The 17,288-nt window shown below is 37.6% G+C and carries 15 protein-coding genes, 1 rRNA gene and 1 other annotated feature; of the genes, 4 read left to right on the top strand and 12 right to left on the bottom strand.

The annotated features are described in order from the left end of the window. Positions 1-106: 106 nt before the first annotated feature. The 5 genes from ACIQ7T_RS26455 to ACIQ7T_RS26435 form a co-directional block, all read right to left on the bottom strand. Positions 107-2,518: a heavy metal translocating P-type ATPase gene (locus ACIQ7T_RS26455; RefSeq protein WP_402874875.1), complete on the bottom strand. Its 2,412-nt coding sequence runs from the start codon at positions 2,516-2,518 to the stop codon at positions 107-109. An 81-nt stretch (positions 2,519-2,599) separates the two neighbouring features. After that, positions 2,600-2,806: a copper chaperone CopZ gene (copZ, locus tag ACIQ7T_RS26450; RefSeq protein ID WP_402874873.1), complete on the bottom strand. Its 207-nt coding sequence runs from the start codon at positions 2,804-2,806 to the stop codon at positions 2,600-2,602. Positions 2,807-2,863: 57 nt separating this feature from the next. After that, a complete protein-coding gene (locus ACIQ7T_RS26445) occupies positions 2,864-3,196 on the bottom strand; it encodes a metal-sensitive transcriptional regulator (RefSeq protein WP_370083285.1) in 333 nt (110 codons plus the stop codon). Between the two features lie 75 nt (positions 3,197-3,271). Continuing rightward, positions 3,272-4,222, bottom strand: a complete 951-nt coding sequence (locus ACIQ7T_RS26440) for a cation diffusion facilitator family transporter (protein ID WP_370083283.1) — start codon at positions 4,220-4,222, stop codon at positions 3,272-3,274. Between the two features lie 20 nt (positions 4,223-4,242). Further along, the gene (locus tag ACIQ7T_RS26435; protein ID WP_370083281.1) at positions 4,243-4,578 is read right to left on the bottom strand and encodes an ArsR/SmtB family transcription factor; all 336 of its coding nucleotides are present in this window, start codon (positions 4,576-4,578) and stop codon (positions 4,243-4,245) included. Positions 4,579-4,765: 187 nt separating this feature from the next. On the opposite strand from ACIQ7T_RS26435, the gene tadA reads away from it, so the two are divergent. The 3 genes from tadA (at position 4,766) to ACIQ7T_RS26420 (ending at position 7,209) form a co-directional block, all read left to right on the top strand. After that, positions 4,766-5,284 carry a tRNA adenosine(34) deaminase TadA gene (tadA, locus tag ACIQ7T_RS26430; protein WP_402874871.1) on the top strand — a complete coding sequence of 173 codons (519 nt, stop codon included), beginning with the start codon at positions 4,766-4,768 and terminating at the stop codon, positions 5,282-5,284. Between the two features lie 289 nt (positions 5,285-5,573). Then, a complete protein-coding gene (locus ACIQ7T_RS26425) occupies positions 5,574-6,713 on the top strand; it encodes an SPFH domain-containing protein (RefSeq protein ID WP_402874868.1) in 1,140 nt (379 codons plus the stop codon). Between the two features lie 253 nt (positions 6,714-6,966). Beyond that, positions 6,967-7,209 carry a TM2 domain-containing protein gene (locus ACIQ7T_RS26420; RefSeq protein ID WP_236690751.1) on the top strand — a complete coding sequence of 81 codons (243 nt, stop codon included), beginning with the start codon at positions 6,967-6,969 and terminating at the stop codon, positions 7,207-7,209. Between the two features lie 182 nt (positions 7,210-7,391). Here the strand turns inward: ACIQ7T_RS26420 and serS are convergent, their stop codons facing one another. From serS to pdxS, 3 genes are all read right to left on the bottom strand, one after another. Then, complete coding sequence (gene serS, locus ACIQ7T_RS26415; RefSeq protein WP_370083277.1) at positions 7,392-8,672, bottom strand: serine--tRNA ligase; 1,281 nt, start codon at positions 8,670-8,672, stop codon at positions 7,392-7,394. Between the two features lie 72 nt (positions 8,673-8,744). After that, positions 8,745-8,968: a binding site (T-box leader), on the bottom strand. 49 nt (positions 8,969-9,017) lie between these two features. Further along, positions 9,018-9,581: a pyridoxal 5'-phosphate synthase glutaminase subunit PdxT gene (pdxT, locus tag ACIQ7T_RS26410; protein ID WP_402874866.1), complete on the bottom strand. Its 564-nt coding sequence runs from the start codon at positions 9,579-9,581 to the stop codon at positions 9,018-9,020. A 1-nt stretch (position 9,582) separates the two neighbouring features. Beyond that, positions 9,583-10,467, bottom strand: a complete 885-nt coding sequence (pdxS, locus tag ACIQ7T_RS26405; protein ID WP_370083273.1) for a pyridoxal 5'-phosphate synthase lyase subunit PdxS — start codon at positions 10,465-10,467, stop codon at positions 9,583-9,585. Between the two features lie 105 nt (positions 10,468-10,572). Between pdxS and pdxR the strand changes: the two genes are divergently transcribed. Then, on the top strand, positions 10,573-11,997 hold the full coding sequence (gene pdxR / locus ACIQ7T_RS26400; RefSeq protein WP_370083271.1) for a MocR-like pyridoxine biosynthesis transcription factor PdxR: 1,425 nt from the start codon (positions 10,573-10,575) through the stop codon (positions 11,995-11,997). Positions 11,998-12,029: 32 nt separating this feature from the next. Here pdxR and asnB read toward each other — a convergent pair whose 3' ends face one another. The 4 genes from asnB to rrf all read right to left on the bottom strand — a co-directional run. After that, complete coding sequence (asnB, locus tag ACIQ7T_RS26395; protein ID WP_402874862.1) at positions 12,030-13,868, bottom strand: asparagine synthase (glutamine-hydrolyzing); 1,839 nt, start codon at positions 13,866-13,868, stop codon at positions 12,030-12,032. Between the two features lie 105 nt (positions 13,869-13,973). Then, positions 13,974-15,296, bottom strand: a complete 1,323-nt coding sequence (locus ACIQ7T_RS26390) for a D-alanyl-D-alanine carboxypeptidase family protein (RefSeq protein WP_387086324.1) — start codon at positions 15,294-15,296, stop codon at positions 13,974-13,976. 141 nt (positions 15,297-15,437) lie between these two features. Beyond that, on the bottom strand, positions 15,438-16,901 hold the full coding sequence (gene guaB, locus ACIQ7T_RS26385) for an IMP dehydrogenase (protein WP_370083265.1): 1,464 nt from the start codon (positions 16,899-16,901) through the stop codon (positions 15,438-15,440). A gap of 295 nt (positions 16,902-17,196) precedes the next feature. Further along, positions 17,197-17,288: ribosomal RNA gene (rrf, locus tag ACIQ7T_RS26380) — 5S ribosomal RNA — on the bottom strand; the annotation flags it as partial.

Raw genomic sequence — 17,288 nt, 5'->3', positions numbered from 1 at the left:
GAACCAAACTATTTCTCTATTAAAATAGGAGGCCAAAACCAATTCTTTGACATCCGCTGAAATAAATAAAAAAATAGACCCACTCAAAGTGGATCTATCGTTACCCTTATAATTTAACTCGCTGTAAACGCAGTGCATTTAAAACGACAGATACGGAACTAAATGCCATCGCTGCACCTGCTACCCATGGAGCTAGTAAACCGATTGCGGCAATTGGAATACCTAATGAATTGTAAGCAAATGCCCAGAATAAGTTTTGCTTAATGTTGCGCATTGTTTTACGGCTCATGATGATAGCATCCGCAATACTGTTTAAATCGCCACGAATTAGCGTAATATCCGCTGCTTCCATGGCCACGTCTGTACCGGTACCAATCGCCATTCCTATATTCGCTGTCGCAAGTGCTGGTGCATCGTTAATGCCATCACCAACCATCGCTACTTTTTTACCTGTAGCTTGCAGTTTTTTCACTTCATTCGCTTTGCCTTCTGGAAGAACTTCAGCAATCACATGATTCACACCAACTTCTGCTCCAATAGCTTGTGCTGTACGTTCATTATCACCTGTCATCATAATAACGGTAATGCCCATTTCTTGTAGACGACTAACCGCTTCTTTTGAAGTATCCTTCACTGTATCAGCAACCGCAACTAGACCAGCATACTGACCGTTAATTGCAGCTAACATGGCCGTTTTACCGTTTTCCTCTAATTGTTCCATTGTTGGTAGGATATCATCAATATGAATACCGTATTGTTGCATCAATTTACGTGTACCGATGACAACGCCTTGACCAGAGACAGTCGCTTGCACACCGTAACCTGGTATTGCTTCAAAGAATTGAACATCTCCTAGATTAATACCGCGATCAGCAATTCCTTGAACAATTGCCTCTGCTAACGGATGCTCTGATTGCTTCTCAGCCGCACCAATTAACGATAAAAAGCGTGCTTCGTCTTGATTTGCCGCTAGCACAACATCCGTTAATACGGGTTTGCCGTGTGTTACAGTACCTGTTTTATCAACAACTACTGTATCAATGCTTTGCGTTTGCTCTAAATGCTCCCCACCTTTAAATAAAATACCGAATTCCGCCGCACGACCAGAGCCCGCCATAATAGACGTTGGCGTTGCTAATCCAAGCGCGCATGGACAAGCGATAACGAGAACTGCAATTAATACTTCAAGTGCTGGCGTAAATTCACCAGGTCGTACCCAAATAATCCAAATTAAAAACGTGACAAGCGCAATGCCAACAACGATTGGTACAAAGACGCCCGAAATTTGGTCTGCTAAACGCTGGATTGGCGCTTTGGAGCCTTGTGCATCTTCTACAACTTTAATAATTTGAGCTAAGGCTGTATCGCGACCGACTTTAGTCGCTGTCATTTTAATAAAGCCATTTTTATTAATAGTAGAACCGAATAATAAATCACCTTGCTTTTTATCAACAGGTAAACTTTCCCCTGTTAACATCGATTCATCTACAGCTGTCGTTCCTTCTAATACCTCACCATCAACAGGAATTTTTTCACCAGGCTTCACTAAAATAATGTCACCAATGACTACTTCTTCTAACGGTACCTCTTTCTCTACACCGTCACGAACAACGATGGCCGTTTTTGCCTGAAGGCCCATTAATTTTTTGATTGCTTCAGATGAGCGACCTTTTGCTTTTGCCTCAAATAATTTACCTAATAAAATTAAAGTAATTAATACGGCATTCGTTTCAAAATATAGGTGAGGGGCATGATGTGACCCCGCAGTAATAATTGCTTGATATACGCTATAAAAATACGCCGCAGATGTTCCCATTACTACAAGTACATCCATATTGGCACTACCATTGCGTAAAGCTTTATAGGCTCCCACATAAAATTGCTTCCCAATGATAAATTGAACAGGAGTAGCCAACACCATTTGTACCCACGGATTCATTAAAAATTCAGGGACATATAAAAATGATGTAAATGAAAAATGTCCTACCATCGTCCACAGTAATGGTAATGAAAGAATGGCCGATAAAATAAATTTTTTCTGCTGTTGTTTAATGGCCTGTTCACGATGATCCGCAGTTTCTCGCTCATCTACTTTTTGATGAGCCTCATATCCTAATTTCTCAACTTTTGCAATGATATCTGCAATCGCCACCTCAGATGGATTAAATTCAATAGTAGCTTTTTCGAGTGCTAAGTTAACGTTCGCAGAGGATACACCTGCTAGTTTATTTAAACCCTTCTCTATACGTGTAGCACAGGCTGCACATGTCATGCCTGTAATGTTGAATTCCGCTTTTTGTTTCACGATACCATAACCAAGTGCTTCAATTTTCTTTTCAAAATCTTCTTCATTTAATTTTGTCGAATCATATTTAATGGATGATTTTTCAAGAGCTAAATTAACTGTCGCTTGTTCTACACCATCCATTTTATTTAAACCTTTTTCTATACGAGTCGCACAGGCTGCACATGTCATACCTGTAATTTGCAAATTCGCTTCTTTTATTTCCGAACTCATGATCATTTCTCCTCTCTATATACCAACCAGGGGTATATAAAACTGAAAATAAGAGAGTGCTACAAGAGCACCCTACTTATATTATTTAACGTCATAGCCTTGATCGTCGATTGCTTCTTTAATTTGGTCTAGAGATACTTGTGTTTCGTCAAATGCTACATCTACTAAACCATCAGCTAAGTTTACTTTTACTTGTTCAACGCCAGCTAATGCTCCAACACTTTTTTCCACTGAGTTTACACAATGTCCACATGACATTCCTTGTACGTTTAAAGCTACGTTTTGCATAAAATATCTCTCCTTTAATTTAGATACTATATAGGGGTATATATTTATTAAAAAATTTTACTTCTTCATTAATTTTTGGATAGTCACTACTAATTCGTCTAACACTGCTTCATCACCTTCTGATAGGCGATCTACTACACATCCCTTTAAATGACCTTCTAATAATATCTTCGCTACGCTATTTAAAGCAGACTGCGTGGCAGACAGTTGCGTAATAATATCATCACAGTAAACGTCTTTTTCAATCATCCCTTTAATACCTCGGATTTGACCTTCAACTCGATTCAAACGAGTCGTTAAATCTTTTTTTACGCGTTCAGGGTGATGGCTTTTTCGACACGACGTAGCTTCCTCTGTATGACAAGCATCCTCTTTCACTATATCCTCCATTAAATGCACCTCCTACTTCATAATCATCATACTATACCCAAGAAGGGTATGTAAAGCTTAAAATTTTTAATTTAGTTAATGATGATGGTGGTGATGATTCGACTGCTCATTTTTTATTGTACACAAAATTGAATTATCGTGCTTGTGCGCTACTGTTTCCAATTGAATCGTTACATGCTTTATGCCCTTATGCTCAAGATTATGTTCAATTTCTCGTAATATATTCTCACTATCCGCAATTATTAGGTGATCATCAACAACTGCATGACATGAAAGTGCATTTGCTCCACTTGTTATTGTCCAAATGTGTAAATCATGAATGCTATGAACGCCGTTTGTTTGTACAATAGTTTGTATGATCTCTTGAACATCAACGTTTGAAGGTGTTCCTTCCATTAGAACATGGATAGCAGCCTTCGTTACATAGTATCCGCTTCGCAATACTAATGCGGCAACAATAACACTCGCAAGTGGATCAGCCCAACCCCAACCAAAGAACATCATTAATAGTGCGGCAACGATGGCTCCTACAGATCCAAGCATATCACTTAATACGTGTAAATAAGCTCCACGCATATTTAAATTATCTTTTGTATCACTGCCGCGCATCATAATCCAAGCTACCAAAATATTTACCAAAAGACCGATTGTACTAATAATCAACATGCCTGTTGTTGCCACTTCTGGTGGATTTGCAAAACGTTCTATTGCTTCATAGAAAATGAATAAAGCAATTAAAATTAAAGTCACACCATTTAATACTGCTGCTAAAATTTCAAATCGTTTATAACCGTATGTTTTACTATAGCTTGCTGCCTTTTCTCCAAACATAAAAGCAAGTAAGGCTATCGCTAATGAAATGGAGTCACTTAACATATGTCCTGCATCTGATAAAAGAGCCAAACTATTAGTTAAATAGCCACCAATTGCTTCAACAATCATATAACTCGTAATAATAATAAATGATAGTATTAATATCTTTTTATTTGCGCCATGTGTATGGCCATGATCATGATTATGTCCCATGTTTTATCCCTCCATTAACTCTAGTTATGTGCAGCATGCTCAATAGCTTGCTTCAATAAATTCATAATGTGATCATCATCTGTTGAATAATATAAGGTTGTGCCCTCTCTTCTATATTTCACTAACCGTAAATTTTTCAAAAAACGTAACTGATGTGAAACTGTTGATTGACCTAAATCTAAAATTTCAGCAATGTCGTTGACTGAATGTTCATCCGTACATAATAAATTTAAAATGCGAATTCTTGTCGGATCACTTAATGCTTTAAATGTTTGAGACACGACGAATAGCGTTTCTTCATCTAAATGTTGCTCTTTGTTAATCTGAACCTCTGTATTTTGTAATTTTTCATCCATTTAGTTTACCCCTAACCTTTTTATATTTATATATGAGCATGTATTCATATATAAATATAAATGGTTGTATTGGAAATGTCAACGTTTTAACTTCTTACTACTTAATCCGGCCAATTATGCCGAGACATATTTGATAGTAGCAATTGTCAATTAAGCAAGATACACTAAGTGATAAGGAGAGATCATAGTGGATATTTTTGAAACAGACCGATTGTTTATGAACAGTGCACTGGAAGAAGCTAAGAAAGCAGCTTTACTTGGAGAAGTGCCAATAGGAGCTGTGCTTGTATACGATGGAGAGATTATTGCACGGGCTCATAATTTACGAGAAACAACACAAAATGCAACGACGCACGCTGAATTAATGGTTATTCAAGAGGCTTGTAAAAAAATAGGTAGCTGGCGCCTTGAAAAAACAACACTCTATGTGACACTTGAACCTTGCCCTATGTGTGCAGGTGCAATTTTGCAATCTCGTGTGCCACGTGTCGTATATGGTGCAAGAGATATAAAAGCAGGTTGTGTAGATTCACTCTATCGGTTATTAAACGATGCGCGCTTTAACCATGAATGTGAAGTAGCGGAAGGAATTTTAGCTGAGGAATGTGGACAAATCTTAACCGATTTTTTCCGAGCTTTACGCGAACGGAAAAAGGCTGAGAAAAAGGCGCGACAAGCGTTAGTTGTTGAAAATGAAGAATTTTAAAAATTTCACATACAAAGAAGGTGTCTCAGATTGAGGCACCTTCTTTTCTATGATTAGGGGATAGCATATATATGAAATATGTCGTAATAGCGACAACATATTCATAACAATAATGTTTTTAAATACGCAATCTAAAGAAATGGAAAAAGCGATATAGCAAGTACATTACTGGCTAACCTAAAGAAAAATTTCAATACAGATAAACCATTGACATGCATAAACTGAAAAGGGAAAATATAACTAGTAATAATTTAATTTAAAAGGGAATTAACAGGGAGGTAATGTTTTAATGCCTATTTTTGATAGAGTGAAGTTCGATGGTTTACGCTCACGCGATTGGTTAATCTACAAGCATCCGAATGAAAAGCTAGTGTTAGGTACTACACTTATCGTCAACGAAGGTCAAGTAGCCATTTTTGTAAAGGGTGGGCAAATATGTGATGTATTTAATTCAGGCACACATGTTTTATCAACCAATAACTTACCATTACTTCATCATGTTGTGAATTTTGCTTATGGAGGGGATACACCTTTTTCAGCAGAAATCTACTTTATAAATCTAACGGTAAAATTAGATTTATATTGGGGAACCTCTGATCCTATTCAACTAATTGACCCGAAATACTTTGTAAAATTACGTATACGAGCATTTGGACAATTGGCTCTTCGCCTTGATGACTATTTATTATTCTTTACAGAAGTTATAGGCTCTATGAATAAAGATGATATTGTTAGTTTCGAAAAAGTACAAGATTACTTTAAAGGTTCTCTTATTACATCCATAAAAACTGAACTTGCAAATAAAATTATTAATGAGAAAATCTCTGCACTAGAAATAACAACAGAGCTTCATAATATTTCAAATAGTTTAAAAGAAAAAATATCTGAAGAATTCAATGCGTATGGTTTTATAATGGCCCATTTCCATATTCAATCAATTAATTTCCCAGAGGAAGATTTCGATAAAATAAATGAAATTTTACAAGATAAAGCTAAGTTCGAAATTATGGGTGACAATCGTTATGTAACACAACGTAGCTTTGATATATATGAATCTGCTGCATCAAATGAGAATGGAGTAGCTGGATTATTTGCTACAAGTGGAGTTGGATTAGGCGTAGGGCAAGGTATGGTGACTATGATGAATCAACAAGTACAACAGCCTAACAATAATGTTACACATAAAATATGTCCTTCTTGCCACGGTAACATTTTGTCTACTAGTAAGTTTTGCAATTTATGCGGTGAAAATTTAACGCTAAAGGTCATTACATGTCATTCTTGTCAGAGTGAAAACGAAGAATCATCAAAATTCTGTTCTTCTTGTGGAACTAGTTTACACAAGCCTGTTTGTTCATGTGGACAAGAACTAGACGTTACTTCGAAATTTTGTAATAACTGCGGTGCTCCAGTCGAATCAATTCAATAGATAATCATAACAGTGTAATTAAAAACAATACATCGGAAAATGTAAATTAAACAAATACCATTAATCAGGAGATATCGACATGAAAAATATCGAATGTCCACAATGTGGTGCAGCAGCTGATGTCACATTAGCTCAATGTAAATATTGTGGTGAAAAATTCAATTTCCAAAAAGAACAGCAAACTGTGCAACAACCAGTCTATCAACAGCAATCACAGCCTGTATATCAAACACAGCCTCAATATTCAGCTCCTATGTATGATGGCATCGACCCTTCTTGGCCAATAAAAAATAAAACGGTCGCAGGGGTACTTGCTATCTTTTTAGGTGGAATCGGAATCCATAAATTTTATTTAGGGAAAATTGGACAAGGTATATTGTACCTCATCTTCTTCTGGACATATATTCCAGCCTTTATAGGTTTTATAGAGGGCGTTATTTACTTACTTTCTAATGAACATAATTTCTCTGTGAAACATCGAGTTCGACCTCGCTAACCTACTTTAAAAAAAGAAAAACTACTGTTGAGATGAAATTTTTCAACAGTAGTTTTTCTTTTATTTATCGACTCAATTTACTTTGGCGCGATTACTTCTTTTCCGCCCATATATGGTCTTAATACCTCAGGAATCACTACGCTTCCGTCGGCTTGAGTCTGCCGCTTCGCTTTCGACTCAGTTTATTTCGGCGCAATTACTTCTTTTCCGCCCATATACGGTCTTAATACTTCTGGAATCACTACGCTTCCATCTTGTTGCTGATAGTTTTCTAGGATTGCTGCTACTGTACGACCGATTGCGAGACCTGAACCGTTTAATGTGTGTACATACTCCGGTTTTGCATTTGGTTCACGACGGAAGCGAATATTTGCTCGGCGTGCTTGGAAATCTTCAAAGTTAGAGCATGAAGAGATTTCGCGGTACATATTTTGAGCTGGAATCCAAACCTCTAAGTCGTACTTTTTCGCTGCAGTAAAACCTAAATCAGCTGTACACATTTTTAGTTTGCGGTATGGTAATCCTAATAATTGCAGTACTTTTTCTGCATGACCTGTTAAAAGTTCTAGCTGTTCATAAGATTCTTCTGGTTTTACAAAGCGTACTAATTCTACTTTGTTGAATTGGTGTTGGCGAATTAAACCACGTGTATCGCGACCTGCAGAACCTGCTTCTGAACGGAAGCATGCACTATATGCCGCAAAGCCATGTGGTAATGCTTCAGCTGTTAAAATTTCATCACGATAGAAGTTTGTCACAGGTACTTCTGCTGTTGGAATCATGAAATAATCTGTGTCATCTAATTTAAAGACATCTTCTTCAAATTTAGGTAGTTGTCCTGTACCTGTTAAGCTATCACGATTGACAATTACAGGTGGTAGCATTTCTTCATAACCATGCTCTTCCGCATGTAAGTCCATCATAAACGTCATTAATGCACGTTCTAAACGAGCACCAAGGCCACGATAGAATAAGAAACGACTACCAGTCACTTTTGCACCACGTTCAAAGTCTACAATTTTTAAATCTGTAGCGATATCCCAGTGTGCTTTAATGTCGAAATCAAATGTTGGAATCTCACCCCAAGTATATTCCTCTACATTATCGTCCTCTGTTGTGCCAACTGGTACAGATGCATGTGGAATGTTTGGTAAACGCATCATCATATCTTTAAAGCGTTCTTCTACATCATTTAATTGGACATCTAGATCTTTAATTTCATCGCCAACTTGACGCATACGTGCAATCACTTCATCCGCATTTTCTTTATTACGCTTCATGATCGAAATTTGCTCAGATACTTTATTACGTTCAGCTTTAAGTTCTTCTGTTTTTGCAATTAATTCACGACGCTTTGCATCTAATTGTTCAAAGTCATCTAAGTTTCCTAAATCCTCATTACGTGTTAATAGCATTTCTTTAATTTCCGCGAAATTGTCGCGCACGCGTTTAATATCTAACATCGTCATACCTCCAGTAGATTCTTAATGATGGGAAAATATTTAGTAGAAAACACAAAAAAGCCCTCATCCCCAAAAAGGGACGAGAGCTACCCGCGTTGCCACCCTAATTGATTAGACACTTTGTACTTAGTCTAATCCACTTATCTCATAACGGCATTTCAGCCGGCGACAGCCTACTTCATTAACTTCGACTGCGCAACTCCAGGACGGATTCACAAGTGCCTTTATCAGCTTCCACCACCCGCTGACTCTCTAAAAAAAACGTGCTTGCTACTACTTCCCATCATCGTGTTCAGTTATTTAAATTTTATCCATACTGTACTATATGAAGTGAAATTTTGCAAGTCATACCATAGAAGATACAAAATATTCAAGAATTCGTGCATCTGATGTTAATTCAGGATGGAAGGAACATCCTAATAAATGATTGTCTTTCGCTAACACGATTTTCCCGTCATGCTCTGCTAATATTTCAACACCTTCACCTACGGAAACAATATGTGGCGCACGTATAAAGACAGCCGGAATGGCAGCACCTATTTCAGGTATGTCGAGCTTAACCTCAAAACTATCTACCTGGCGTCCATAAGAATTCCGTGCAACTACCACATCCATTACAGCTAAATGTGACTCATAATCTACTAATTCCTTTGCCAATAAAATCAATCCTGCACATGTTCCAAACATCGGTAAACCTTGCTTTGCAAGTGTGCGGATTGGCTCTAATAGCTCATAGCGATTCAGTAATTTCCGCATCGTTGTGCTTTCTCCACCAGGCAAGACAAGTCCATCAAGCTTCTCTAAATCAGCTCTTTGTTTTACTAAGACCGCTTCGCATCCAAGAAACTCTAACATTTGCACATGCTCTCGTACCGCTCCCTGTAATGCTAAAACACCGATTCGCTTCATCTTACCAGCCTCGCTCTTGCATACGCTCATTTTGACTAAGCTGTGCAATATCGATGCCTTTCATCGGAACACCTAGCTCTTTTGAAATTTCAGCAATTAGCTTGTAGTCCTTATAATGCGTAGTAGCCTCAACAATTGCACGAGCAAATTTCTCTGGGTTTTCTGATTTAAAAATACCAGAACCAACAAATACACCGTCAGCTCCAAGCTCCATCATTAATGCTGCATCAGCAGGTGTAGCAACTCCACCTGCTGCAAAATTCACTACTGGTAAACGGCCAAGACGCTTAATTTCTCTTAATAATTCAAAAGGAGCACCAAGCAATTTAGCTTCTGTCATTAATTCATCCTCTGTCATACCAACTACCTTACGTACTTGCGCATTCACTTTACGCATATGACGAACTGCCTCTACAATATTACCTGTCCCCGGTTCCCCTTTAGTTCGTAACATGGAAGCACCCTCACCTATGCGTCGAGCGGCTTCACCTAAATCACGACAGCCACAAACAAAGGGCACTTTGTAATCACTTTTTAATAAATGAAACTCTTCATCTGCTGGAGTTAATACTTCACTTTCATCAATATAATCGACACCCATTGCTTCTAACACTCTTGCTTCTACAATATGTCCAATACGTGCTTTAGCCATGACAGGAATGGATACTGCCCCCAATACCTCCTCGACAATACGAGGATCAGCCATACGTGCAACTCCCCCCGCCTTGCGAATGTCTGATGGTACTCGTTCTAATGCCATGACAGCTACAGCTCCTGCCGCTTCCGCAATTTTCGCTTGTTCTGCATTAATGACATCCATAATGACGCCACCCTTTTGCATTTCCGCCATCCCGCGCTTAACTAATTCTGTACCTGTTTGTTTCATGATTTCTAACCTCCACCTTTATGATGAAATTTAGTATAATTGAAATTGACCATATAAAAATATCCAGTTTATAAAATAATCGTAAGGTCAGGAGAATTAATGCACATGGACATGCTATTATTTCAACTAGAAAAAAATGGTGGGAAACCGCTCTACGATCAGCTTTATAGCGGCATTAAAGAAGCTATTATTACAAAAAAAATAGCAGTAGGAGAAAAATTACCATCAAAAAGAAAATTAGCCGATTTTTTGAATATTTCACAAACAACAATTGAAATTGCATATGCACAGCTACTTGCTGAAGGGTATATTATGTCTAAATCCCGTGTCGGTTATTTTGTAGAGGAAATTGACGAGCTTCCGTATATTCAGCAGGAAACAATAACTTCCTTAAACGAACAACCTAAGAAAAAATTGTACAAGATAGATTTTAATCCTGGTTCCATCGATATTGATGCCTTCCCTTTTCAAACATGGCGGAAATATGCGAAAGAGCTCTTTGATGATGCCTCAAAGGAATTATTATTAACAGGTGAGCCTCAGGGAGAACGATCTTTGCGAACGGAGATTGCTAATTATTTATTTCAATCACGCGGGGTTGTTTGTAGTCCCGAGCAAATTGTCATCGGTTCAGGAACAGAACAGCTTCTACCAATGATTTTGCGACTCTTTAGTGACAATACTTGTTTTGCCCTTGAAAACCCTGGATATCCAGCTGTGCATCGTATGTTTTCCCAGCATAAACGAAAAGTCTATCCAATTGCGGTCGATGATGAAGGAATTGTCATTCATGAGCTCGAAAAAACTAGCGCTGACGTTGTTTATATCACGCCATCTCACCAATTCCCTACAGGAGCAGTATTATCGGCTACAAGACGTGCACAGGCTTTAAATTGGGCCTCACAAAGCTCCTCTCGATACATTATTGAAGATGATTATGATTCTGAATTTCGTTATACTGGAAAACCAATTCCTGCACTTCATGCATTAGATCGAAATGATAAAGTAATTTATATGAGTACATTTACAAAATCATTAATGCCGTCCTTGCGCGTCGCTTATTTTGTACTTCCACCAAAATTACTTGTTGCTTATAATGATGTATTTAATTACTATTCATCAACAGTACCTCGTTTCGATCAACATATTGTAGCTAATTTTATGCGTGACGGCCATTTTGCAAAGCATTTAAATCGAATGAGAAAGATTTATCGAAAAAAACATGAAAAACTCACTTCTATTTTAGAAAACTATTCTAATCAAATTAACATCACTGGTGAGCAAGCAGGAATGCATATTTTACTCGATGTCCAACATACTTTGTCTGAAAAGCAATTACAGCAGCTTGCTTCCAATGCGGAAATCAGAATCTATCCATTATCTGATTATCGCCTGGATTACTCCGCACCCTCAAAAGCTCAATTTTTACTAGGTTTTGGAGGCATACCTGTGCATGAAATTGAACCTTCTATCGAAAAGCTAATGAACTGTTGGGATATACAGAAAAAACACCAAGCAACCTCACGTTAAAAGGTTGGTTGGTGTTTCTTTTATCTTCATTCTTATGATTCAATTAGCTGGATATTATAAAGTTCAAACCATGTATGAATTTGACCCAGATAAGCTAAAAGCTGTGGACCTGCCATTAATTGTCCATACCAAGGAACTTTGAAAGAACTGCCACCCGATTCAATTAGCTCTATTAGTTTCTGTCGTTCAAATAATTCATAAAGAATTGAATTTTTGTCCTCCATTATGTCTCTGAGCCATTTTTGAATGCCTGCTGTATAAATTGGATGATACGTTTTAGGGTACGGATTCTTTTTCCGATATAAAACTTCTTCTGGCAATAAATGTTGCATTGCTTTACGAAGTAAACCCTTCTCCATACCATCTAAATTTTTCATTTCCCAAGGAATATTCCACGTATATTCCACAAGACGATGATCTGCAAACGGCACTCGAACTTCAAGACTCGCCCCCATGCTCATACGGTCTTTTCGTTCCAGCAATGTTTGCATAAACCATACCATATTCAAATAAAACATTTCTCGTTGCCTTACTTCCTCAATACTCTCTCCTTCAAGATATGGTACTTCAGCAATTGTTTGTGAATAAGTCTGTTGTGCATATGATTCAACTTTTAATTTCTTACGCCATCGCTCTTGTAACATTGTTGATCTTTCAGACAATGAACGAATCCACGGAAAACCTGTAGTCGTTTCTGTAAACCATGGATAGCCACCGAAAATTTCATCTGCACATTCACCTGATAGCGCAACGGTAAAATCCTTTTTAATTTCTCGACAAAACCATAATAACGATGAATCTACATCTGCCATCCCTGGTGAATCTCTAACGATGACAGATTCTATTAAGAAATCGATTAATTGCTGTTGGGAAATTTCCTCTGCATGGTGTGTTGTACTAAAGGTATCTGTCATTTTTTGAATCCAATACGTATCTGTGGATGTTTGAAAAGCATGTGGGTTAAAAAAACGTTCATTATCCTCATAGTCTATAGAGTACGTATGGAGTTTGCCTTTATTTTGTTGCTGAAACATGTTTGCAGCAATGCCAGTAATAATGCTGGAATCTAATCCCCCTGAAAGAAATGTACAGATTGGTACGTCTGAAACAAGCTGTCGTTCAATAGCATCCGTTAGTAAAAAACGGACATGATCGATTGTCTCCTCTAATGACTCTTCATGATGTTTACTCTGTAACTGCCAATACTGCCAAACTCGTATACCCTCTCTAGAGAAACGCATTGCATATCCTGGACGTAGCTCATTAATATTTTGAAAAGGTGATTTTCCGGGCGTTCTGGACGGTCCTACAGCCATAATATTTGCTAGCCCTTCCATATTAACGGTTGTTTTAATCAATGGATGAGCTAATAATGCTTTCACTTCGGATGCAAAAAGTAAGCCGTCTTGTTGTTCTGTGTAAAATAAAGGCTTTACACCTAGTCGGTCTCTGCATAAAAACAGAGATTGTGATTGTTCATCCCATATACCAAAAGCGAAAATTCCATTTAAAAAATCAACACACTGCTCTTTCCATTCAATATAAGCAGTTAATAATACTTCCGTATCTGAATGTGTTGTAAAAAGATGCCCTCTCTTTTGCAGCTCTTTCCTTAATTCTTCTGTATTATAAAGCTCGCCATTATATGTAATGACATAGTTTGCACCATCGTGTACTTTTTTCATCGGTTGCTTCCCACCGATTAAATCTATGACGGCTAGCCGACGATGGCCAAATGCAATATGCTCACTACACCAAATATTTTCATCATCTGGCCCTCGTTTATTTAACGTTTGCGTCATTAACTTTAGAATTTCATTACTTGTTCTTAAATCCTTTTGAAAGCTAGCCCATCCTGTAATGCCACACATTTAGCCACATCCTTTCGCCTAATAGCGTATGCAGTAAAGCGTAAAAATGTGAAAAAGAACATGTAGATGTTTTAAAACACCTACATGTTCTTTATACATTAATTGTTAAAATAAGCCACCAACAAAGTCAGTAATACCATTCCATAAGTTCCCGAAGAAGCTACCAACACCTTGGAAGAATAATGAGATGCCACCAGCACGCTCTACAGCCTCTGTAGTGACAACATCAGCTTTAAGGTCCTTACCGTCAATAAAACCGTAATCTGTGCCTTCTGAGCGTTCAAGAACTAACTTTCCGACAACGGTACCCTTCTTAACCTCTGCTTCAAGACTCTTTTTATCTAAAACTAGTTTAGGTTTATATAAATCTTTCTCAGATGACTTGACCATAAATGAAACTGGTTCTTTAACAGCAATCGCTACTTTGTTTTCTTTACCTTTCGTAACTTTTACTGTTTCTTGATCTTTAAACTTATAGTTCGCAGGAATAATTTCTTGTTTCGAGAATTGTGAGAAACCATAGTTAAACAATTTAGCTGTTTCATCGAAGCGCGCTTTTTTTGGATCCTCTCCCACAGCCTTCATAACTACAGAAATTAAACGTGTACCATTGCGCTCTGCTGTACCTGTAAAGCAATGACCCGCAAAGTCTGTTGTACCTGTTTTTAATCCGTCAACGCCTTCATATTTGTACGCTAATTCCGGCAACATATAGTTCCAGTTTATCATGTCGATGCTATCATCTGTACCTTCACGGAACTTCTTTTCTGCAATTTTAGACGTTTTTAATACGTCTGGATGATCTTTTAGTAAATGATATGCTAATTTAGCTACAGATTTAGCAGGCATTACGTTTTCATCATTTGGTCCAGTACCAGCTGGCTGCATACCAAATAAATCTGCATTGTTAAGACCAGTAGAGTTTACGAATTTATAGCCTTTAAGACCAAGCTCTTCTGCCTTTTTATTCATTAGCTTTAGAAACTCAGTTTCAGTACCCGCAATTGTTTCTGCTATAGCGACTGTAGCAGCATTTGCAGAGTAAATTGCCATTGCCTCATATAATTCTTTAATTTTGTAAGTTCCATCTCTACGCAATGGTACGTTACTTAATGCACGGTTTTGAGACATTTTATACGTATAATCAGTTACGTGATATTCCTGATCCCACTTAACTGTACCTGCATCAATTGCATCCAATAACAGGTATTCAGTCATCATTTTTGTCATACTTGCAATACCTAGTGAAGTATCTGCATTTTGTTCATATAAAATTTTTCCTGAATCTGCGTCAATTAAAATTGCAGCATCCACATGTAGTCCTAAATCTGTTTCTGCATTTGCCTTCGCCGGAATACCTGCTAAAACACTAAATAACAAAACAGGAATTAGGAGTAAGCGAATGACAGTGTTCATTGTCTTTTTCACCTTTAAAGCCCTCCAAAAAATAATCTTGTCCTCGACATTTTATCATATATAGTAACTTCCGTGCGCACTCTATATCATAAAAAAATGCTCTCGTGTCATCTTTGTAGACGATTCGAGAGCATAAAAGTTGCTAGTAATATATTACATCGAATAGTTTGGTGATTCTTTTGTGATTTGTACATCATGTGGATGTGATTCACGTAGACCTGCACCTGTCATACGAACAAATTGAGCATTTTCACGTAAGAACTCAAGGTTAGCTGAACCGCAATAGCCCATACCTGCACGAATACCACCGATTAGTTGATAAATTGTATCTGCTAGTGGTCCTTTGTATGGAAGACGACCTTCAATACCCTCTGGTACTAATTTTTTCGCATCTTCTTGGAAGTATCGATCTTTTGAACCTTTTTCCATAGCTCCAATTGAACCCATACCACGGTATACTTTGAAGCGACGACCTTGGAAGATTTCAGTTTCACCAGGAGATTCAGAAGTACCTGCAAGAAGTGAACCAAGCATTACAACGTTACCACCTGCTGCAAGAGCTTTTACGATATCTCCAGAGTATTTAATGCCTCCATCAGCAATAATTGTTTTACCAAGCTCACGAGCTACTGTTGCACAATCGTAAACAGCTGTAATTTGTGGTACACCTACACCAGCTACGACACGAGTAGTACAAATAGATCCAGGCCCAATACCAACTTTCACTACATCTGCACCTGCCCCAAATAATGCGCGTGCACCTTCAGCTGTTGCCACGTTACCAGCGATAATTTCAAGCTCAGGATAAGCTTCACGGATAGAGCGAATTGTTTGTAATACACCCTCAGAATGACCGTGAGCTGTATCGATTACTACGATGTCTACTTGTGCTTCAACAAGCTTTTCAATACGTATCATTGTATCTTTTGAAACACCAACGGCTGCTCCTACTAATAAACGACCATGTATGTCTTTTGCAGCGTTAGGGAACTCAATTACCTTCTCAATATCCTTAATTGTAATTAGTCCAGTTAATTTACCTTCTTCATCTACAATTGGTAACTTTTCGATTTTATATTGTTGAAGAATCTTTTCAGCATCCTCTAGAGTCGTTCCAACAGGAGCTGTAATTAAATCTTCTTTTGTCATAACATCTTCAATTTTTAAAGAATAGTCAGAAATGAAACGTAAGTCGCGGTTTGTAATGATCCCTACTAGTTTTTGGTTTTCCATACTATCAACAATTGGTACACCAGAAATTCGGTATTTACCCATTAAATGCTCAGCATCGAAAACTTGGTGAGTCGGAGTTAAGAAAAATGGGTTTGTAATAACACCATTTTCAGAACGTTTTACTTTTTCTACTTGCTCAGCTTGCTCATCAATCGACATGTTCTTATGGATAATACCGATACCACCTTGACGTGCCATAGCAATTGCCATTTTAGACTCTGTAACTGTATCCATGCCTGCGCTGATCATTGGAATATTTAATTTAATCTTCGGTGTTAGTTGAACTGATAAATCAACATCTTTCGGTAATACTTCTGAATGCGCTGGTACTAATAATACATCATCAAAAGTTAAACCTTCTTTGGCAAATTTAGTTTCCCACATTTTCGTAACGTCCTCCTATAGTTAAAAGAATATTAATTGTAAGATTAACAACGTGCTAAGCTACTGTCAAGAAACTTATAAAAGAAAGACAATTCAGATTTTTCAAGGTAGTAACTCTGATAGTCTTTTCGCCCTTTTTTCACTGAGAAAAATATAGCCTTTTTTAATTTCTTCTACATTTAGAATAAATGATCGTTAAGCTCTGTCTTATTTTAGGCAAGTTTTGTTGAATTATTGATAAATTATTAAGGTTTTTTATAAAAAAACAGTCAGCACTCAGCTGACTGTTTACATTGCCTAGCGACGTCCTACTCTCACAGGGGGAAGCCCCCAACTACCATCGGCGCTAAAGAGCTTAACTTCCGTGTTCGGTATGGGAACGGGTGT

Source organism: Lysinibacillus sp. NPDC096212 (genome assembly GCF_044763105.1).
Taxonomy (GTDB): Bacteria; Bacillota; Bacilli; order Bacillales_A; family Planococcaceae; genus Lysinibacillus.
This window is presented reverse-complemented; position numbering and strand designations above follow the sequence as displayed.